13 protein-coding genes are annotated in these 15,936 nt (G+C 59.2%); 3 read left to right on the forward strand and 10 right to left on the reverse strand.

From position 1 onward, the window contains the following. Positions 1–41 precede the first annotated feature (41 nt). Positions 42–941 (forward strand): LysR family transcriptional regulator, encoded by a 900-nt coding sequence (locus QOL84_RS07860; protein ID WP_283436823.1) that lies wholly within the window; start codon positions 42–44, stop codon positions 939–941. 125 nt (positions 942–1,066) lie between these two features. On the opposite strand, the gene QOL84_RS07865 is transcribed toward QOL84_RS07860, so the two are convergent. The 6 genes from QOL84_RS07865 to QOL84_RS07890 form a co-directional block, all read right to left on the reverse strand. Further along, positions 1,067–1,672, reverse strand: a complete 606-nt coding sequence (locus tag QOL84_RS07865; RefSeq protein WP_283436824.1) for a DUF6338 family protein — start codon at positions 1,670–1,672, stop codon at positions 1,067–1,069. Positions 1,673–1,773: 101 nt separating this feature from the next. Further along, a complete protein-coding gene (locus tag QOL84_RS07870) occupies positions 1,774–3,387 on the reverse strand; it encodes a GMC family oxidoreductase (RefSeq protein ID WP_283436825.1) in 1,614 nt (537 codons plus the stop codon). Positions 3,388–3,454: 67 nt separating this feature from the next. Further along, positions 3,455–4,672 carry a mandelate racemase/muconate lactonizing enzyme family protein gene (locus QOL84_RS07875; RefSeq protein ID WP_283436826.1) on the reverse strand — a complete coding sequence of 406 codons (1,218 nt, stop codon included), beginning with the start codon at positions 4,670–4,672 and terminating at the stop codon, positions 3,455–3,457. 1 nt (position 4,673) lies between these two features. Continuing rightward, complete coding sequence (locus QOL84_RS07880; protein WP_283436827.1) at positions 4,674–5,993, reverse strand: MFS transporter; 1,320 nt, start codon at positions 5,991–5,993, stop codon at positions 4,674–4,676. A gap of 156 nt (positions 5,994–6,149) precedes the next feature. Next, entirely contained in the window at positions 6,150–7,574 is a 1,425-nt protein-coding gene (gene aldA / locus QOL84_RS07885) for an aldehyde dehydrogenase (protein ID WP_283436828.1), read from the reverse strand. 233 nt (positions 7,575–7,807) lie between these two features. Beyond that, entirely contained in the window at positions 7,808–8,740 is a 933-nt protein-coding gene (locus QOL84_RS07890; protein ID WP_283436829.1) for a LysR substrate-binding domain-containing protein, read from the reverse strand. A 186-nt stretch (positions 8,741–8,926) separates the two neighbouring features. On the opposite strand from QOL84_RS07890, the gene QOL84_RS07895 reads away from it, so the two are divergent. Together QOL84_RS07895 and QOL84_RS07900 are read left to right on the forward strand one after the other, a co-directional pair. Beyond that, positions 8,927–10,105: a hypothetical protein gene (locus tag QOL84_RS07895; protein WP_283436830.1), complete on the forward strand. Its 1,179-nt coding sequence runs from the start codon at positions 8,927–8,929 to the stop codon at positions 10,103–10,105. A 209-nt stretch (positions 10,106–10,314) separates the two neighbouring features. Further along, positions 10,315–11,190, forward strand: a complete 876-nt coding sequence (locus QOL84_RS07900) for a LysR substrate-binding domain-containing protein (protein ID WP_283436831.1) — start codon at positions 10,315–10,317, stop codon at positions 11,188–11,190. Between the two features lie 186 nt (positions 11,191–11,376). Here QOL84_RS07900 and QOL84_RS07905 read toward each other — a convergent pair whose 3' ends face one another. The 4 genes from QOL84_RS07905 to fae form a co-directional block, all read right to left on the reverse strand. Further along, complete coding sequence (locus QOL84_RS07905; protein WP_283436832.1) at positions 11,377–12,741, reverse strand: MFS transporter; 1,365 nt, start codon at positions 12,739–12,741, stop codon at positions 11,377–11,379. Positions 12,742–12,908: 167 nt separating this feature from the next. Next, complete coding sequence (locus QOL84_RS07910) at positions 12,909–14,342, reverse strand: NAD-dependent succinate-semialdehyde dehydrogenase (protein WP_283436833.1); 1,434 nt, start codon at positions 14,340–14,342, stop codon at positions 12,909–12,911. Further along, positions 14,339–15,373: an aldo/keto reductase gene (locus tag QOL84_RS07915; RefSeq protein WP_129392632.1), complete on the reverse strand. Its 1,035-nt coding sequence runs from the start codon at positions 15,371–15,373 to the stop codon at positions 14,339–14,341. The genes QOL84_RS07910 and QOL84_RS07915 overlap by 4 nt, the downstream gene beginning before the upstream one ends. A gap of 10 nt (positions 15,374–15,383) precedes the next feature. Beyond that, positions 15,384–15,896 (reverse strand): formaldehyde-activating enzyme, encoded by a 513-nt coding sequence (gene fae / locus QOL84_RS07920; RefSeq protein WP_129392628.1) that lies wholly within the window; start codon positions 15,894–15,896, stop codon positions 15,384–15,386. Between the last annotated feature and the right edge of the window lie 40 nt (positions 15,897–15,936).

A 15,936-nucleotide genomic window follows, 5' to 3' on the forward strand; every position in this document is an offset into this window, starting at 1 on the left:
CTAATCTAACCTGGCATTCGATTGATACCTGGATTAGATCAATGTTCGAACTGACTCAACTGCGCTGCTTCACCACCGTCGCCACCGAACTCAACTTTCGCCGCGCCGCCGAGCGACTGAACATGACGCAGCCGCCACTGAGCCGGCAGATTCAATTGCTTGAGCATCACCTCGGCGTCGCGCTGTTCACCCGCAGCACCCGCAGTGTCGCGCTGACCGCCGCCGGCCGGGCTTTTTTCATCGAAGCACAGAACCTGCTGGAGCGCGCGCAGCAAGCGGCAGTCACCGCCCGCCGGTTTGCCGAAGGCGATATCGGTTCGGTGAACATCAGTTTTGTCGGCAGCGCGGTGTATGAGTTTCTGCCCAAGGTTATCGCCGAGGCGCGCCTGAAACAGCCCCAGGTAAAAATCGATCTGTCGGAGATGAACACTTACCAGCAGCACGAAGCCTTGCGCGCGCGACGCATCGATTTGGGCATCGCCCGTGCGCCATTACTCGAGCCGGGATATGCCACTGAATGCCTGGTGCGCGAGCCGTTTGTACTGGCGGTACCGAGTGGCCATCCATTGGCGAGCGCGGCTGAAGTGGCCGTAAACGATCTGGATAAGCAGCCATTTCTGATGTATTCCCACGCCGCTTATCCGCCGTTCAACGAACTGCTGACCGGCATGCTGCGCTCGGCCCGGGTTGCACCGGATTACGTGCAGTGGCTGGGGTCGTCGCTGACGATTCTGGCACTGGTGAATGCCGGGATGGGCCTGGCACTGGTGCCGCGTTGTGCGACCAGTGTGGTGTTCAGGAATGTGGTGTTTCGCGATATCGATCTGGGCGAAGGGGTGCAGAGCGAGCTGCATCTGATCTGGCGGGAGAATAACGACAACCCGGCGTTTGCGATGTTGCTGGAAGCGATTCGCCGGGCGGTGGCTGAGGGGTGGGGCTGAAAGGCGCTAGCTCTTGAGCGGTGGTGGAGCACTGGGTGCTCTAGGCTGCGCATTTGCCACTGGCTTGCCATCTTTCGTATAACGACGCGCCACCCATTCTGGCATTGGTTGCGGTGCTCTGGCTGTCATGACGAAACCTCCGATTTCGGGCCGAACTCTACCCATTTGACTTTCCCGGAATCTATCAGCAAAAACTCAGCGCCAAAAGGCACTTCTGTTCCGTCGGCATCCAGCCAACAGGGATTTTGCATCACGAACTGGCCACTGTCGGATTCCGGCGGCCACTCCACAGGCCAGCCAAAAACGCGCCTCTCATCGTTCAAATGGAGGGTGATGAGACGATGGTGCTGAGCAAAAATACTGAACCATTCACTGGGGTAAGAAGATTGTTTCGTTACGTTTCTACTACGTAGCCACGCATGCATCCTGTCGCTGGTAGCCAGATAGCACGCGAAGATTCCAAGCGCCAATGAGAAAACAAATGCCCAAAGGGTTTCAGCCCGAGCATCCCACTTCCCGATAGAAAAGCCCTTCGCGCCTATCCACAAGCAGATTGCCCCAACCGCCAGCACCGCCCCATGAATCACAAATGTAAAAATCAACGCCTGCACGATCTGCCCAAACGTATCGGGTCGCTTGAACGCCGTCAGCGAATAAAAAATCCACGCCGACAAAAACCCGGGAATCAGGTACTGCAACAGCGGAATAACTTCTTTGACCAGATCATCCATGATCAGAGGCTCCTTGAAAGACCGGCCGATCTGACTATCGACGGCCTTCAAAAGCCTAGTGCACACGGCTGAAAACCCTCGCGCGCAACTGTCACCACTCATTACGCATCCTGCAAAATCAGATCCGCGCCCTTCTCCGCCACCATCAACACCGCGGCGTGAGTATTGCCCGAGGTTACATTCGGAAAAATCGACGCATCAACAATCCGCAGCCCGTCGAAACCATGCACCTTCAGCCGCTTGTCGACCACCGACGTCTGCTCGTCAGCGCCCATCGCACAGGACCCGCACAAGTGATAGATCGAGCCACAGTTATCGCGGAAGTACTGCAACATCTGCTCGTCAGTTTCCACCGCTGGCCCCGGTAAAACTTCATCTACCGTGATGCTCTTGAGCGCCGGGGCGTTCATGATCTTGCGCATCAGACGGCTACCCTGAATGACCTCGTCGATGTCCTTTTGCGTGCTCAGGTAGTTCGGATCGATCAACGCTGCATCCCGGGGATTTTTCGAGGCGATCTCGATATGCCCACGACTGGTCGGCCGGCACGGGTTGAAGCACAGCAGGAAGCCGGAATACGGCTCGGGCTTGAGGCTGGCCCTGTTGTTCTTCGGAATCTGGTACGACAGCGGGTTGAAATACAGTTGCAGGTTCGGGTGATTCTGTTGCGCGTCACCACGGAAAAAACCGCCGGCCTGATTCACACTCATGGCCAGGGCGCCCTTGCGTGTCAGCAGGTATTTCACGCCTAGCTTGAACTGACCGAACAGCGAACTCAGTTCATCATTGAGCGTCGGGATATTGGCCTTGTAGTAATAGCTGGCGCACAGGTGATCCTGCAGGTTCTGCCCTACTGCCGGCAGGTGCTTGACCAGAGGAATGCCATGCCGGGCCAGCAAGCCGCTATCGGCCACGCCGGACAATTGCAGAATTTTCGGCGTGTCGACGGCACCCGCGCACAAGATCACTTCCTTGCGTGCGGTGAAGGTTCGTACCACGCCATGCTGAGTAATGGAGATTCCGGTCGCACGTTGTTGCGTGTCATCAAACAACACCCGATCCACCAGCGCGAAATGCTCGACGGTCAGGTTCGGTCGTTTCAGAGCCGGATGCAGATGCGCGAAGCTGCTGGAGCAGCGCTGACCGTTTTTGGTGTTGACGTCGTAGAGACCCGCCCCTTCGAACTTTGCCCCGTTGAAATCTTCACTGCGCGGATAGCCGAGTTCCGAGCAGCCCTCAAGAAACACATCGCAGATCGGGTGAGTCTGGCCCTTCATCGGCGTAATACTGATCGGGCCGCTGCCACCGTGATATTCGCTGTCACCCAACGGATGGTTTTCCAGTGTGCGGAAGTACGGCAACACATCCTTGAAGCCCCAGCCATCGTTGCCATTGGCGGCCCAATCATCAAAGTCATGAGCCTGGCCGCGCACGTAGATCATCGCGTTGATCGAACCGGAACCGCCCTGCACTTTGCCGCGCGGGGCGTAGATCTCGCGGTTGCCCAACTGCTTTTGTGGCTGGCTGTAATACATCCAGTTGAAGGTCGGGTTGTAATACATTTTGGCGAAGCCGACCGGGATCTTGAACCACAGCGAACTGTCTTTGCCGCCCGCTTCCAGCAACAGCACGGTGTGTTTGCCCGACGCCGAGAGCCGGTTGGCCAGCACGCAGCCAGCGGCGCCTGCGCCAGCGATGATGTAGTCGTATGTCATGCACGGTTACCGCGTAAGTCGTTGTACAAAATTCGCTCCCACAGGGGCTCAGCAATCAAAAGCTGTGTCAGCCGCGAGCCGGCGAGGTGTCTTTGACGTCAGCCGGGCTCGGCGCCATCTGCAAATGCAACCGCTCGCCGGTATACGGCGAATGCCTGCGCACCACGTCCATGTTCAGCTCGACGCCCAGGCCCGGCTCGGTGGACGCAATGATGTAGCCGTCTTCCCACTGCAATGGCTTGGTCAGTACTTCGGCGTGGAAGCCGCCCCAGGTCTCGATACTTTCCTGAATCAGGAAGTTCGGTGTGCAGGTTGCCAACTGGAAACTCGCCGCTGCGCCAATCGGCCCGTTGTACAAATGCGGGGCGATCTGCGCGTAGTAGGCTTCAGCCATGCTGGCGATTTTCTTGGCTTCGAGCAGGCCGCCGCAGCGCGCCACGTTCATCTGCAGGATCGACGCGCCGCCGGCCTGCAACAGCTTGAAAAATTCGTATTTGGTGGTCAGGCGTTCGCCGGTGGCAATCGGGATGCTGGTCTTGGCCGCAACTTGCGCCATGGCCTCTTCCTGCCCCGGCGGCACTGGTTCCTCAAACCACAGCGGATCGTATTTTTCCAGGCGCTTGGCCAGACGAATCGCCGACGACGGCACCATCTGCCCGTGAGTGCCGAACAGCAGGTCGCATTTGTCGCCTACCGCTTCGCGGATCTTGCGGCAGAAGGTCTCGCAGCGCTCCAGCACTTCCAGCGAAATCTGGTGCCCGGAGTACGCGGTGTACGGCCCGGCCGGGTCGAACTTCACCGCGGTGAAACCTTTGTTCATGTTGTCGATGGCGCATTCGGCGGCCAGATCGGGGTTGTCGTAGTCGTACTCGCCACGGCTGTTGACCGGGTACAGATACGTGTAGGAGCGCAGGCGTTCGTTGACCTTGCCACCGAGCAATTCGTAGACCGGCTTGTTCGCCGCTTTGCCGATGATGTCCCAGCAGGCCATCTCCAGGCCGCTGACCACGCCCATCATGGTCAGGTCGGGACGCTGAGTGAATCCGCTGGAATAGGCCTGGCGGAAGAAGCGTTCGATGTGGTGCGGGTCGTGATTGAGCAGATAGCGCTCGAACACGTCCTCGATGATCGGCAACATCGCTTTCGGGCCAAAGGTCGCGGCGTAGATCTCGCCGACACCCTCGATCCCGCAATCGGTCTTGAGCTTGACGAACAGCCAGTACATGCCGCCGATGTGCGGTGGCGGTACGGCAACGATATGGGTTTCAAGGGCGATGATTTTCATCTCAGGCTCCTGCTTTTTTCGAAGATTGACGATTGATTCGGGCACGCAAGGCCACAGCAGCGAGCATGCCGATCAGACCGATAGTGGCGATGTAGCCGAAGTACAGCTTGTAGCCGAGGGCACCGGGGAAATGTTCGGTGAGGTAGCCGTTGATCAGCGGGATAAAGGCATCCGGCATGTAGCCGACCACCGAGACGATCCCGATAGCCAGGCCGGTGATGCGCAGCGGAATGTTGCAACTGTCGAGAATCGCCCAGTACAGACCGCGAATCGCATAAGTCATCAGGCCGATGAAAATCACCGTAGCGATCAGCAGCCCCATGCTGTTGAGTCCCGGGAACACGATCAGCCCGACGATGGCCAGACTCGCCAACAGCAGCGCGACGATCAGCACCGAAATATTGGAGAACTTGTCACCCAGCCAGCCGCCGCCAATGCCACCGATCGGACGCATCCACAGTTTGATCGTGGTGATGGTGCCGGCCATGACCGCCGTCATGCCGCTGCCTTGCAGGTAGTCGGAGAAACTGTAGGTGGCCCAGAAGATGTGGTATCCGCAGAACACGATGGCGGTGACCAGCCACAGCTCGGGAATTTTCACTAACGTGGTGAGGTCGCTGAGCAGATTGAACTTGCCCTTCTCCACCGCCGGCGTTTCTTCCATCGACTTCGGATCCTTGATCAGCACCAGCACACAGCCGATGGCAATACAGGTGAAGGCGTAGAGATAGACCACATGCTTGAAACCTTCGGCAGTGGACTCGCCAGGGGTTTCGGTGGCGAAGGCAAACAGGCCCAGTGCAACGGTCGCGAGCAAGGCTTCGACCAATCCGCGTCCACCATCGAGGATGCCGAAAAAACGCCCCTGTTCGGTGTGATGCGCAATCATCTTCACGCGTTTTAGTACCGAGGCCCAGAAGGTCAAACCGGTGGTCAGGCCCCAGCAGCCGAAAATGATCATCAACCCGGTCATCGACGGCGCGGTCGAGTACCAAAGGCCCAAGACTCCGGTAGCCACTAATGAGAAGAAAATCAGAAAGCGCGGTGCAATGCGATCAGCCAGCCAACCGCTTGGCAAATAACTGAGCAGGAAGATCGTGCCCAGCATCGAATACAGATAACCCAACTCGCTGTGGTTGATCTGGAACACTTCGAGCATGGTCGTCTGATAGACCTGGCGAAGATAGAGAATCGGGTAGATCGCGCCAGCGGCGAGCACCAGCAACATCAATTGGACATAGCGACTTCCCTTGTCGCTCTGGCTTTTCACAGCCGAATCGGAACCCTGAACAGCGGCAGCAGAGGATGCATGCTTGGACATTGAAGTGACCTCGGGCGGTCCGGTGTCCGGGCGCCCCTGATAATTGTTTTTATTAGATAAAATCAGCTGCGAACTTCAAGCTACGCGCGGCAAGCCGAAGCCCGCCACCGTTTGCCCTTACCTACAGCTTGAAGCTCACAGCCAGCAGCTGCCTTTCTAGTACTTCATGACCACAAGTCGGGTCTGGGTGAATTCGAGCATGCCGTGCTTGCCGTCATCGCCGCCCAGGCCGGAGCGTTTCCAGCCGGCGTGGTAACCCTGATACGGGTCGGCCGGGGTGCGATTGACATACAACTCGCCGGCTTCGATGGCATTGGCGACTTTCTGCGCGGTGCGGTAGTTCTCGGTGTAGAGCACCGATGACAGGCCGAACTGGTGATCGTTGGCCATGGCCAGCGCTTCGTCGATGTCGCGGTACTTGAGCACTGGCAGCACCGGGCCGAAGATCTCTTCCTGGACGATTTCCATGTCCTGCCGGCAGCCACTGAGCAGCGTCGGCGGATAGAAATGCCCGGGGCCTTGTGGCAATACGCCGCCGCTTTCGAGAGTCGCGCCGTCAGCAATGGCGCGCTCGACCATGGCGTGAATATTCTTCTGCGAACTGGCGTTGACCAGCGGCCCCATCAGACTCGCATCAGTGGCACGGTCGCCGAACTTCACTTCGGCAATTTTCGCCTTGAGCAGCGCGAGGAATTTGTCGTAGACGCTTTCCTGCACGTAGACGCGCTCGACCGCCGTGCACAACTGCCCGCAGTGGGTAGTTTTCGAGGCGATGACCGCGGTAGCGGCCGCTTCCAGATCGGCATCTGCTTCGATGATCGCCGGGGTCTTGCCGCCCAGTTCCAGCGACGGCTTGGCGATGTTGGTTTTGCAGTAATCGAGGACGATGCGCCCGGCGTTGACGCTGCCGGTCAGGGTAATCAGGCCCACCGCTTTATGCGTGCAAACCGCTGCTGCCGTGGCGTGATCCATCGTCAGGATATTGATCACACCGGCCGGCATGCCCGACTGCTGCACGGCTTTGGCGATCTCGAATGCCGAGGTCGGTGTGTTGTTGCTCGGGCGCACCACCACAGTGTTGCCGGCAATCAGCGCCGGGGCGATTTTGCGCAGCAACGTGTAAACCGGATAGTTGAACGGGATCAGGCACGCCACCACGCCGATCGGTTCGCGGTGCAGAAACAGGTTTTCGTCAGGGCTATCGCTGGGGATAATCTCGCCTTCGATGCGCCGCGCCCATTCGGCGTGATAGCGGGTGATCTGCGCGGCGTAACGCGCTTCGTTACTCGCGTCGCTGACGCTTTTTCCGGACTCGGCCGCCAGCGCTGTGCCGATGGCTTCGGCGCAGTCTTCAAGGGCAGTGGCGAAAGTTCGCAGGTGTTCGGCGCGTTCGATGCTGGTGAGTTTGCCCCAGACCTTTTGCGCCGTTGCCGCCGCGTCGACCGCCGCAGTGGCTTCTTCGACGGTGGCACCCGAGACGTGGCCGAGTAGCGCTTCGGTCGCCGGGTTGTAGACCGCGATCAGCGCCGCGCTGGCAGGCTCGATGAATTGGCCGTTAACAAAATTTCGCTCGATTCGCATGTGCATCGCCCATCGTTTGTTTTTATCAATGCCGCCAGTCTTGTCATCGATGGCGGCTTGAACAAACGATTTATCGGGCGGGCAAACATTCGAAAAATGCAGGTTACCCCACATCGGCGCAAATCCCCTGTAGGAGTGAGCCTGCTCGCGATGGTGGTGTGTCAGCCACATATTTTTCGCTGATACACCGCCATCGCGAGCAGGCTCATTCCTACAAGGGAATCCGGGCTGATTCAGATAGCAGCGGTCGAGGGCTCTAACTGGCGCTGCGCCAGCCAGATTTCTTCTTGCAGCCATTGCGAAAAAACCTGTAATTGCGGCATCTCGGTCTGCTCCGGTCGCGTCACCAGCCAATACGATTGATGCCCCTCCACATGCACATTCAGCACTTGCGTCAGTTGCCCGCTGGCCAGCTCGGCCGCGACCATATGCCAATCGGCAATGGTGATGCCCAGACCATCGGTCGCCGCCTGAATGGCCAGGTCCAGCAGATCGAACTCATACCCGCCCAGGGTATCCACACCGGTGATCCGCGCGGCGTCGAGCCAGTGTTTCCAGGTCAGATAGCGCTGGTCTTCCCTGGCCAGCACATGCAGCAGCGTCAGGCGGTTGAGATCAACGCCCCGCTCGCCCACTTCACGGGCATATAACGACGGCGCGCACACGGCGATATGCCGCTCCTGAATCAACAGCGAACTGTCGAGGCCGTCCCACTCGCCATTGCCGAAACGGATCGCGCAATCGAGGGTGTTGGTTTCGGCGAGGCTGTCCTGCAAGCGCGTGGTAATGCTTAATTCCAGCTCCGGGTGCTGCTCGCGCAAGCGGCCCAACCGCGGCATCAACCAGCGACTGGTGAAGGTCGGCGGTGCATTGATGTGCAAACGATTGGAATGAGTTTTCTGCTGAATGCTGCGCACCGTCAGTTCGATCTTGTCGAAAGACTGGTGCAGGGCTCGCAGCAACACCTTGCCGGCGGACGTCAGTTCCAGATGGTGATGACGGCGCTCCAGCAAGCTCTCGCCGAGCTGTTCCTCCAGTTGCCGCACCTGCCGACTGACCGCACTTTGGGTGACATTGAGCAACTCGGCAGCGCGGGTGAAGCTGCCGGTGCTGCCGGCCACTTCGAACGCTTTGAGCGCGTTCAGGCCAGGCATTTTGCGTTTCATATCGAGGCACTCGAAAACCACTGACAAGATGCCAAGCATCCCACGAGCCTGCCGGACTGTCCTACAGGAATTTGCGAGTAACATGCATCCCACGCAGGTTTACTCATCGTTTTTATCGTTTGTTCAACAATCGGCGGATAGCAAAACTGCGCGGCATCTCTAATAAAAACAATCGAGAGCCGCTCCATGTCCTTCTCTGCTTCCATTCGCTTGCGCACCACCGCCATCGCTCTGTCCTGCAGCATTGCCGCCCCGGCGATGGCCGTGCAGGTCACCGACAATCTTGATCTGGGCGGCGCGATTCGTGCGCGCTGGGACCTCGACCCGGATCGTGACATACAGAAGTTTGGTCTCGACACGGTATTCCTCAGCGCCAAGTACAATTCCGACAGCTGGATCGGCGAAGCGCAATACCGTTTTTACGGTCGCTCCTACCCTTACCAGTACACGAAAAACTATGGCGACATCCAGTTCGCCAAGTTCGCGTGGGTCGGCTACAAGTTCAACCCCGACCAGCAAGTGCAAGTCGGCCTGAACACCGTGCCGTTCGGCTTGCAGCCGTATTTCGGCAGCACTTTTTACGAAACCCTGGGCAACGTCATCGGCCTGGAAGACGTGCAACAGGTCGGCGCCAAATACATCCAGCAAAGTGGCGACTGGAACGTCCAGGCCGGTTACTACCTGCGCCCGGCATGGCAAGGCAAAGGCACAAGCAATGGCGTCAGCTACTCGAGCATCGTCTCCGAAGCCGACAGTTATGTCGCCGACGGCAGCGACAACCAGGAGCGCAACACCGTGGTGCTGCGCGTCGCCAAGGCACTCGATCTGGGCCCGTGGAAATCGGAGGTCGGCATTTCAGGCCTGACCTCCAGCCTGCAAAACCGAGACACCAACAACGATGGCCGGCGCAACGCCGTGGCCATTCACTATCTGGGCAAAAACGGCCCGTGGGGCGTGCAACTGCAAGCGGCGCGGCAACAGATGTCGCCACGCAATCCCGGCAGCGATGCAGTGGTCACGCTCGGTGGTTACGACGGTACTTACAATGTCGCCAGTCGCGGCAATCTGTACGTGGCGGATCTGAGCTATGACATCGGGAGCAAATACTTCTTCGATCAGATCAGCGGGATCAAGCTCTACGCCAACTTCAGCGCCTTCGACAAATCCGCCAGCGGCTTCAAGACCTCAGAGCGAATGATCCTCGGCAGCTCTTTTTCGGTGAGCAAATTGTGGGTCGCGACCGAGTGGTTGTTTGGCCGGAATGATCCCTACATTGGTGGCAGCAGTTACACCCAGAGCCTGGGTGCGGGTGGGCTGGATCAGTGGGAGAACCAGTTGTATGTGAACGTCGGCTACTACTTCTGATCCAGCCGTTATTGCGCCGATGAGATAGCGTTCGCGAGCAGGCTCGCTCCCACCCCGGAATGCATTCCAATGGGAGAGCGCGCGTGCTCGCGAAGGTGCCCGCACAAACAACCCTTGCATCAAACCCTGCGCAATAGTCAGATACCCCCTACAAACAAAACCTACAAAAAACAAACCGAGCCAAACGCTCGATCCGGGGTTCTGCCTCCATGCGTCAACTGCCCTCCCTCAACACCCTGCGCGTGTTCGAAGAAGTCGCGCGCCATCGCAGCTTCAGCCAGGCTGCGCTCGGCCTCAACGTCACCCAGGGCGCGGTCAGTCGCCAGATCAAACAACTCGAAGACTACCTCGGCGTCGCCCTGTTCGTGCGCACGCCCCAAGGCCTGTCGCTGACCGAAGCCGGCAGCAATCTCAAGCCGCATCTTGCTGAAGCGTTCGACCACATGGAGCGTGCCTTGCAAGCCGTCCGCGTACCGAATCTGCGGCAACGCCTGCGCGTACTTGCACCGCCAACCTGGGCGACGCGCTGGCTGTCGCCGCACTTGCGCGCGTTCTGCCAGCGCTATCCGGACATCAGTCTCAGCGTGACCAATCAGGCCAGCCACGACAGCCTCGCGGAAATCGATTGCCACATTCGTTTCGGCCTCGCTGCATCAACGCAATGCGCCAGTCAGTTGCTGGTGATGGAGCGGCACATCGCAGTGGCCAGCCCGGAGCTGTTCAATGGTGATCAAGCCCCAGATCTACATGAGTTTGCACTGCTGCACATCCTGCATGACGGCAAGCGCCTGAAGGTCTGGGAGAACTGGCTGGCGGCGATGGGTCGTGAGGATATCGATGCGGGACAAGGGCTGGAATTCAGCACGCTGGATCAGGTGATTCACACCGCACTGGCCGGTGGCGGACTGGCGGTGATTGACCGGCAGATGATCGAGAAGGAATTGGCCAATGGCAGCCTGGTGCCGATCACTCCGATTGAAGTGATCGGGCCTTATGGGTATTGGCTGGATGTGGCGAATGACAAGCGGGGATTGTCGAAGGTGAAGTTGTTTACTGATTGGTTGAGTCTGGTGAGTAACCCCTGAAAGAGTCCCTCACCCTAGCCCTCTCCCGGAGGGAGAGGGAACTGACCGAGGTGAATGTGCGAAGTGCGGCGACCTGAAATATCGAGCGGAACTCAAATTTTGAACCCCGCGAAGATCGGCTCCGTTCCCCCTCGCCCCTTGGGGAGAGGGTTGGGGTGAGGGGGTAGGCCTTTGAAGCCCTACACATCAAATCGGCGTGGCGATTTTGCTTACTGCGATTGCAGGGCCGTCCACCGGACTTTGCGCCTTGCACGCCTGACTCAGCGTCAGTGCCTTGGTCTCCGGCGCCCACGCCCACGACAGCCACGCGCCAATCGCCAGGATCGCCGCGAGAATGGCCATGGTCGGACTCAGGCCAATCCCGGCCACACTCACCGGCAACAGGAAGGTACTGACTGCCGAACCGAGGCGGCTCACTGCCGTCGCCAGGCCAATCCCGCTGGCACGCACTTCGGTGGGAAAGCTCTCCGCCGGAAACACTCCGACCAGATTGCTCACCGCCGACAGCACCAGCGTGAACACACCGAACACCAGCACCATCAACCACGCCGCACTGCCCGGCAACACCGCCAGTAGAAACAGCGCCACCGCGAGAATGATGAACGAGTTGATCAGGAACCCGCGCCGGGTGAATTTGATCGTGCACCAGATGCCGATCAGCGCGCCGAGGATCAGCAGCATATTGAGCATCAGTTCAGTGCCGAAGCCTTCGGCCAGGCCCATCTTCTGCAGGATCGAGGGCAGAAACGTGTAGATCGCAAAATACGGCATCACGATGCACACGAAGAACAGGCAATTGAATGCCGTGCGCTTGCGGTATTCGCGACTGAACAGCACCGCATAGCCAGAGCGGGTTTCGCTGGAGGGTGTTTCGTCCAGCTCGACGTTGGCGCCCAAGTGCTTTTTGACAATCGCTCGCGCCTCGGCGATGCGCCCCTGATTGACCAGCCAGCGAGGCGATTCCGGCGTGCCAATGCGCGCGATCAGGATCAACGCCGCCGGGATTGCCGACGACGCGAGCATCCAGCGCCAGGCATCGTCGCCAAGACTCAGCATTGCGGTGCCGACGAAGGTTGCAGCGACGTAGCCGAAGGTCCAGATCACACTGAACGAGCCGAGCAGCACGCCGCGATGCTTCTTCGGCGAGAACTCGGCCAGCATGGCGTGACCGACACTGAAATCTCCGCCCAGACCGATACCGATCAACACCCGACAGAGAAACAGGCCCATGGCTGTTTCGGCATAGAACTGCATCACCGAGGCAATGGTGATCAGCACGAAACTGACCAGGAAGATTTTCTGCCGACCGACCTTGTCCGAGATCCAGCCGAAAAACAAACTGCCGAGAAACAGCCCGATCAACGCCGAGGCGCCAATCAATCCCTGCCAGAACGCATCCAGCTGCATCTGCGGGCTGAGCAAGGTGAACGCGATGCCGATCAGGCCAAGGATATAGCCGTCGGTGAAGTGCGCGCCGAAGGTCAGGCCGGCGATCTTGAGGTGAAAACGGCCGATGGGCAGGTCATCGATTTTTATGGGTTGAGCGGACATGTTCGTCTCCAATTGTTGTTATTGACGGAGAAACCGATTGCTCTTGCTTTGGCTTTATGTGGGAGCGAGCCTGCTCGCGAAGGCTGAGTGTCAGTTCATATAAGCGTTGACTGATACACCTCATTCGCGAGCAAGCCCGCTCCCGCAAAGGGGATCTTCGCTGAGGGTCAGAGACCGCCCATCAACAGGTACTTGATCTCCAGATAGTCATCCAGACCGTACTTCGACCCTTCGCGCCCGAGGCCCGATTCCTTGATCCCGCCGAACGGCGCCACTTCGGTCGAGATGATCCCTTCGTTGATCCCGACCATGCCTGCCTCCAGACCTTCGGCCATGCGCCAGACCCGGCCGATATCGCGGCTGTAGAAGTACGCCGACAAACCGAATGGCGTGTCATTGGCCCGTGCCAGCACTTCGGCCTCGTCCTTGAAACGAAAGCATGCTGCCACCGGGCCGAAGGTTTCGTCTTGGGCGATGAGCATGTCGCCGCTGACCTCAGTCAGAATGGTCGGCTCGTAGAACGTACCGCCGAGCGCGTGACGACGGCCGCCGCACAACAGCGTGGCGCCCTTCTCCAATGCATCGCCGACATGCCTTTCGACTTTGGCCAGCGCCGCCGCATTGATCAACGGGCCTTGCTCGGTTTCTCCCTCCAGCGCACTGCCGACGCGCATCGCTGCGACTGCTTCGGCGAGCTTGCCGGTGAAGGCTTCATAGACGCCATCCTGGATAAAGAAGCGATTCACGCACACGCACGTCTGCCCGGTGTTACGGAATTTCGAGGCCATTGCGCCTTTGACTGCCGCGTCCAGATCGGCGTCGTCGAAGACAATGAACGGCGCGTTGCCGCCCAGTTCCAGCGAGACTTTTTTCAGCGTGTCGGCCGCCTGGCGCATAAGCAATTTGCCGGTACGGGTCGAGCCGGTGAAAGACAATTTGCGCACGACGCTCGACGCTTGCAGCGCACCGCCAATCGCCACGGCATCGCCGGAAACGACGTTGAATACGCCCGCCGGAATACCCGCCTGCTCGGCCAGCACCGCCAAGGCGAAGGCCGACAACGGCGTCTCTTCAGACGGCTTGAGAATCATTGTGCAACCGGCCGCCAAGGCTGGACCGACCTTGCGAGTGACCATGGCCAGCGGGAAGTTCCACGGTGTAATCGCGGCGACCACACCGATGGCTTCCTTGACCACAATGATCCGCGCATCCGCCTTGTGGCTCGGGATTACATCACCGTAGGCGCGCTTGGCTTCCTCGCCAAACCATTCGAGGAAACTCGCCGCGTAGACCACTTCGCCCATCGCCTCGGCCAACGGTTTACCCTGCTCGCGACTGAGCAAGGTGGCCAGATCCCTTTGGTTGGCGAGCAGCAAATCGCTCCAGCGCTTGAGACGCTGGCTGCGTTCCTTCGCGGTCAATTTGCGCCATGCCGGCAGTGCGCGGTTAGCGGCGTCGATGGCCAAGCCGGTTTCTTCAGCACCAGCCTTTTGCACCTCGGCGATCAGCTCATTATTGGCCGGGTTGCGCACCGCATAGGTCACGCCGCCCTTGCCCCACTGGCCGTCGATGAAGTTGCCGTGACGGATCAAATCGCTCATGCCACTGCCCCTTGCAGAGTGAAACGCTCCAGCCCCGGACGGGCCGAACGCAGAATGCGTTTACCAGCGGTGTAGTCGTTGATCACGTCGCACGGGGTGTAATTGCGCTCCAGCTCGTGCAACTCGTCAGCATCGAGCCTGGTTTCAAGTGCGGCCAGCGCACTGTCGAATTGCGCCGTGGTGTCGGCGCCGACCAGCATGCAATCGACACCCGGATGATTGGCCACCCACGCCTGCGCGATCTGCGCATTCGATACGCCGCGAGCACGGGCCACGCGCTGCACCGAATGCGCGATCTCGAACGAGGCTTCGTCGCTGTACATCTGCTGGGTGAAAAAGTCAGTCTGGTTACGGGTCGATTGCACGTCACCGGTCAACAGACCGCGCGCCAAAGGACTGAACACCGAGACACCGATGCCCTGATCGCGGCAGAACGGAATCATTTCGCGCTCTTCTTCGCGGTAGGCGCAGTTCAGTTGCAGCTGCATGTTGATCGGCTTGACCCAACCGTTGCGCTCGCAGGCCATGAGGATCTTCGCCAGTTGCCCGGTCAGCATCGTCGACACACCGATGTAGCGGGCTTTACCGCAACGCACGATGTCGTTCAGCGCGCCCATGGTCTCTTCGACCGGGGTGTTCACGTCGAAATAATGCAGCATGAACACGTCGACGTAATCCATGTCCAGACGCTTCAGCGAGGCGTCGATGCTGTCCATGATGTGCTTGCGCGAATGGCCGCTGGCGTTAATGCCGCTACGGGTGCCGTAACCGACCTTGGTGGTGATGACCAGATCTTCGCGACGGGCCAGGCGCTTGACGATGCGCCCGACCACTTCTTCGCCGACACCGGCGGAATAGAAATCCGCCAGGTCGATGAAATTGACGCCGTTGGCCAATGCGTGCGCGACAATCGGCTCGCTCTGTTTTTCATTGAAGATCCACGGTTTCCAGTCTGGCGTGCCCATGTTCATGGTGCCCAGGCATAGACGCGAAACTTGCAGGCCGGAGTTGCCCAAACGAATATATTGCATGGCGCGGACCTCAGGCTTTTGGCGTGTAGAAAGGGTTGCTGATGTGCGCCACGACATCTTTCAGTTGCGCGATTTGCGGCTTGCCGGTCAGCGCCGCGCGGATCGCAGTGCGGCAGGCGTTGTAGTTGTTCTGGTACACCGCATCGAGGTCGTCGCAGGCCGGGTTGACCCAGTTGGCGGTGACGATCGCCCACTCGTCCTCGGCTTCCGGCGGCAAGGTGCCGTCGAGCAACGCTTCGAGTACCGCTTTGGCGATTCCGGCTTGCGAGGCGCCCCACGTGGCATTGCCGTGCAGGTCGCTGTTGATCGCGGCTTTGTTCACATACAGGGTCATCGGCTTGACCGGAATGTTTGGCTGCGCGATCACCATGAACGGGCAATGACCCTGGCTTGGCGACGCCAGGCTGTTGGCGAACGCCTGCCCGGCCGGGCCGTTGCGCGGGCCGATGAGGATGTTGATGTGTGCGGCGTTCACGCCCGGGCCTTCGAAACCTTCACCGATGTACAGGTCGAGTTCTTTCATCAGTCATTACTCTCTTGCGATACGAGGGATGTTCGATAGC

Source organism: Pseudomonas helmanticensis (assembly GCF_900182985.1).
GTDB lineage: Bacteria > Pseudomonadota > Gammaproteobacteria > Pseudomonadales > Pseudomonadaceae > Aquipseudomonas > Aquipseudomonas helmanticensis.

What these genes read in the sequence shown, in the direction of transcription:
- QOL84_RS07910 (WP_283436833.1), bottom strand. Translation starts at nt 14,342, where the DNA reads ATGAGCGATTTGATCCGTCACGGCAACTTCATCGACGGCCAGTGGGGC.
- QOL84_RS07915 (WP_129392632.1), bottom strand. Translation starts at nt 15,373, where the DNA reads ATGCAATATATTCGTTTGGGCAACTCCGGCCTGCAAGTTTCGCGTCTA.
- QOL84_RS07865 (WP_283436824.1), bottom strand. Translation starts at nt 1,672, where the DNA reads ATGGATGATCTGGTCAAAGAAGTTATTCCGCTGTTGCAGTACCTGATT.
- QOL84_RS07900 (WP_283436831.1), top strand. Translation starts at nt 10,315, where the DNA reads ATGCGTCAACTGCCCTCCCTCAACACCCTGCGCGTGTTCGAAGAAGTC.
- QOL84_RS07875 (WP_283436826.1), bottom strand. Translation starts at nt 4,672, where the DNA reads ATGAAAATCATCGCCCTTGAAACCCATATCGTTGCCGTACCGCCACCG.
- fae (WP_129392628.1), bottom strand. Translation starts at nt 15,896, where the DNA reads ATGAAAGAACTCGACCTGTACATCGGTGAAGGTTTCGAAGGCCCGGGC.
- aldA (WP_283436828.1), bottom strand. Translation starts at nt 7,574, where the DNA reads ATGCGAATCGAGCGAAATTTTGTTAACGGCCAATTCATCGAGCCTGCC.
- QOL84_RS07895 (WP_283436830.1), top strand. Translation starts at nt 8,927, where the DNA reads ATGTCCTTCTCTGCTTCCATTCGCTTGCGCACCACCGCCATCGCTCTG.
- QOL84_RS07890 (WP_283436829.1), bottom strand. Translation starts at nt 8,740, where the DNA reads ATGAAACGCAAAATGCCTGGCCTGAACGCGCTCAAAGCGTTCGAAGTG.
- QOL84_RS07860 (WP_283436823.1), top strand. Translation starts at nt 42, where the DNA reads ATGTTCGAACTGACTCAACTGCGCTGCTTCACCACCGTCGCCACCGAA.
- QOL84_RS07905 (WP_283436832.1), bottom strand. Translation starts at nt 12,741, where the DNA reads ATGTCCGCTCAACCCATAAAAATCGATGACCTGCCCATCGGCCGTTTT.
- QOL84_RS07870 (WP_283436825.1), bottom strand. Translation starts at nt 3,387, where the DNA reads ATGACATACGACTACATCATCGCTGGCGCAGGCGCCGCTGGCTGCGTG.
- QOL84_RS07880 (WP_283436827.1), bottom strand. Translation starts at nt 5,993, where the DNA reads ATGTCCAAGCATGCATCCTCTGCTGCCGCTGTTCAGGGTTCCGATTCG.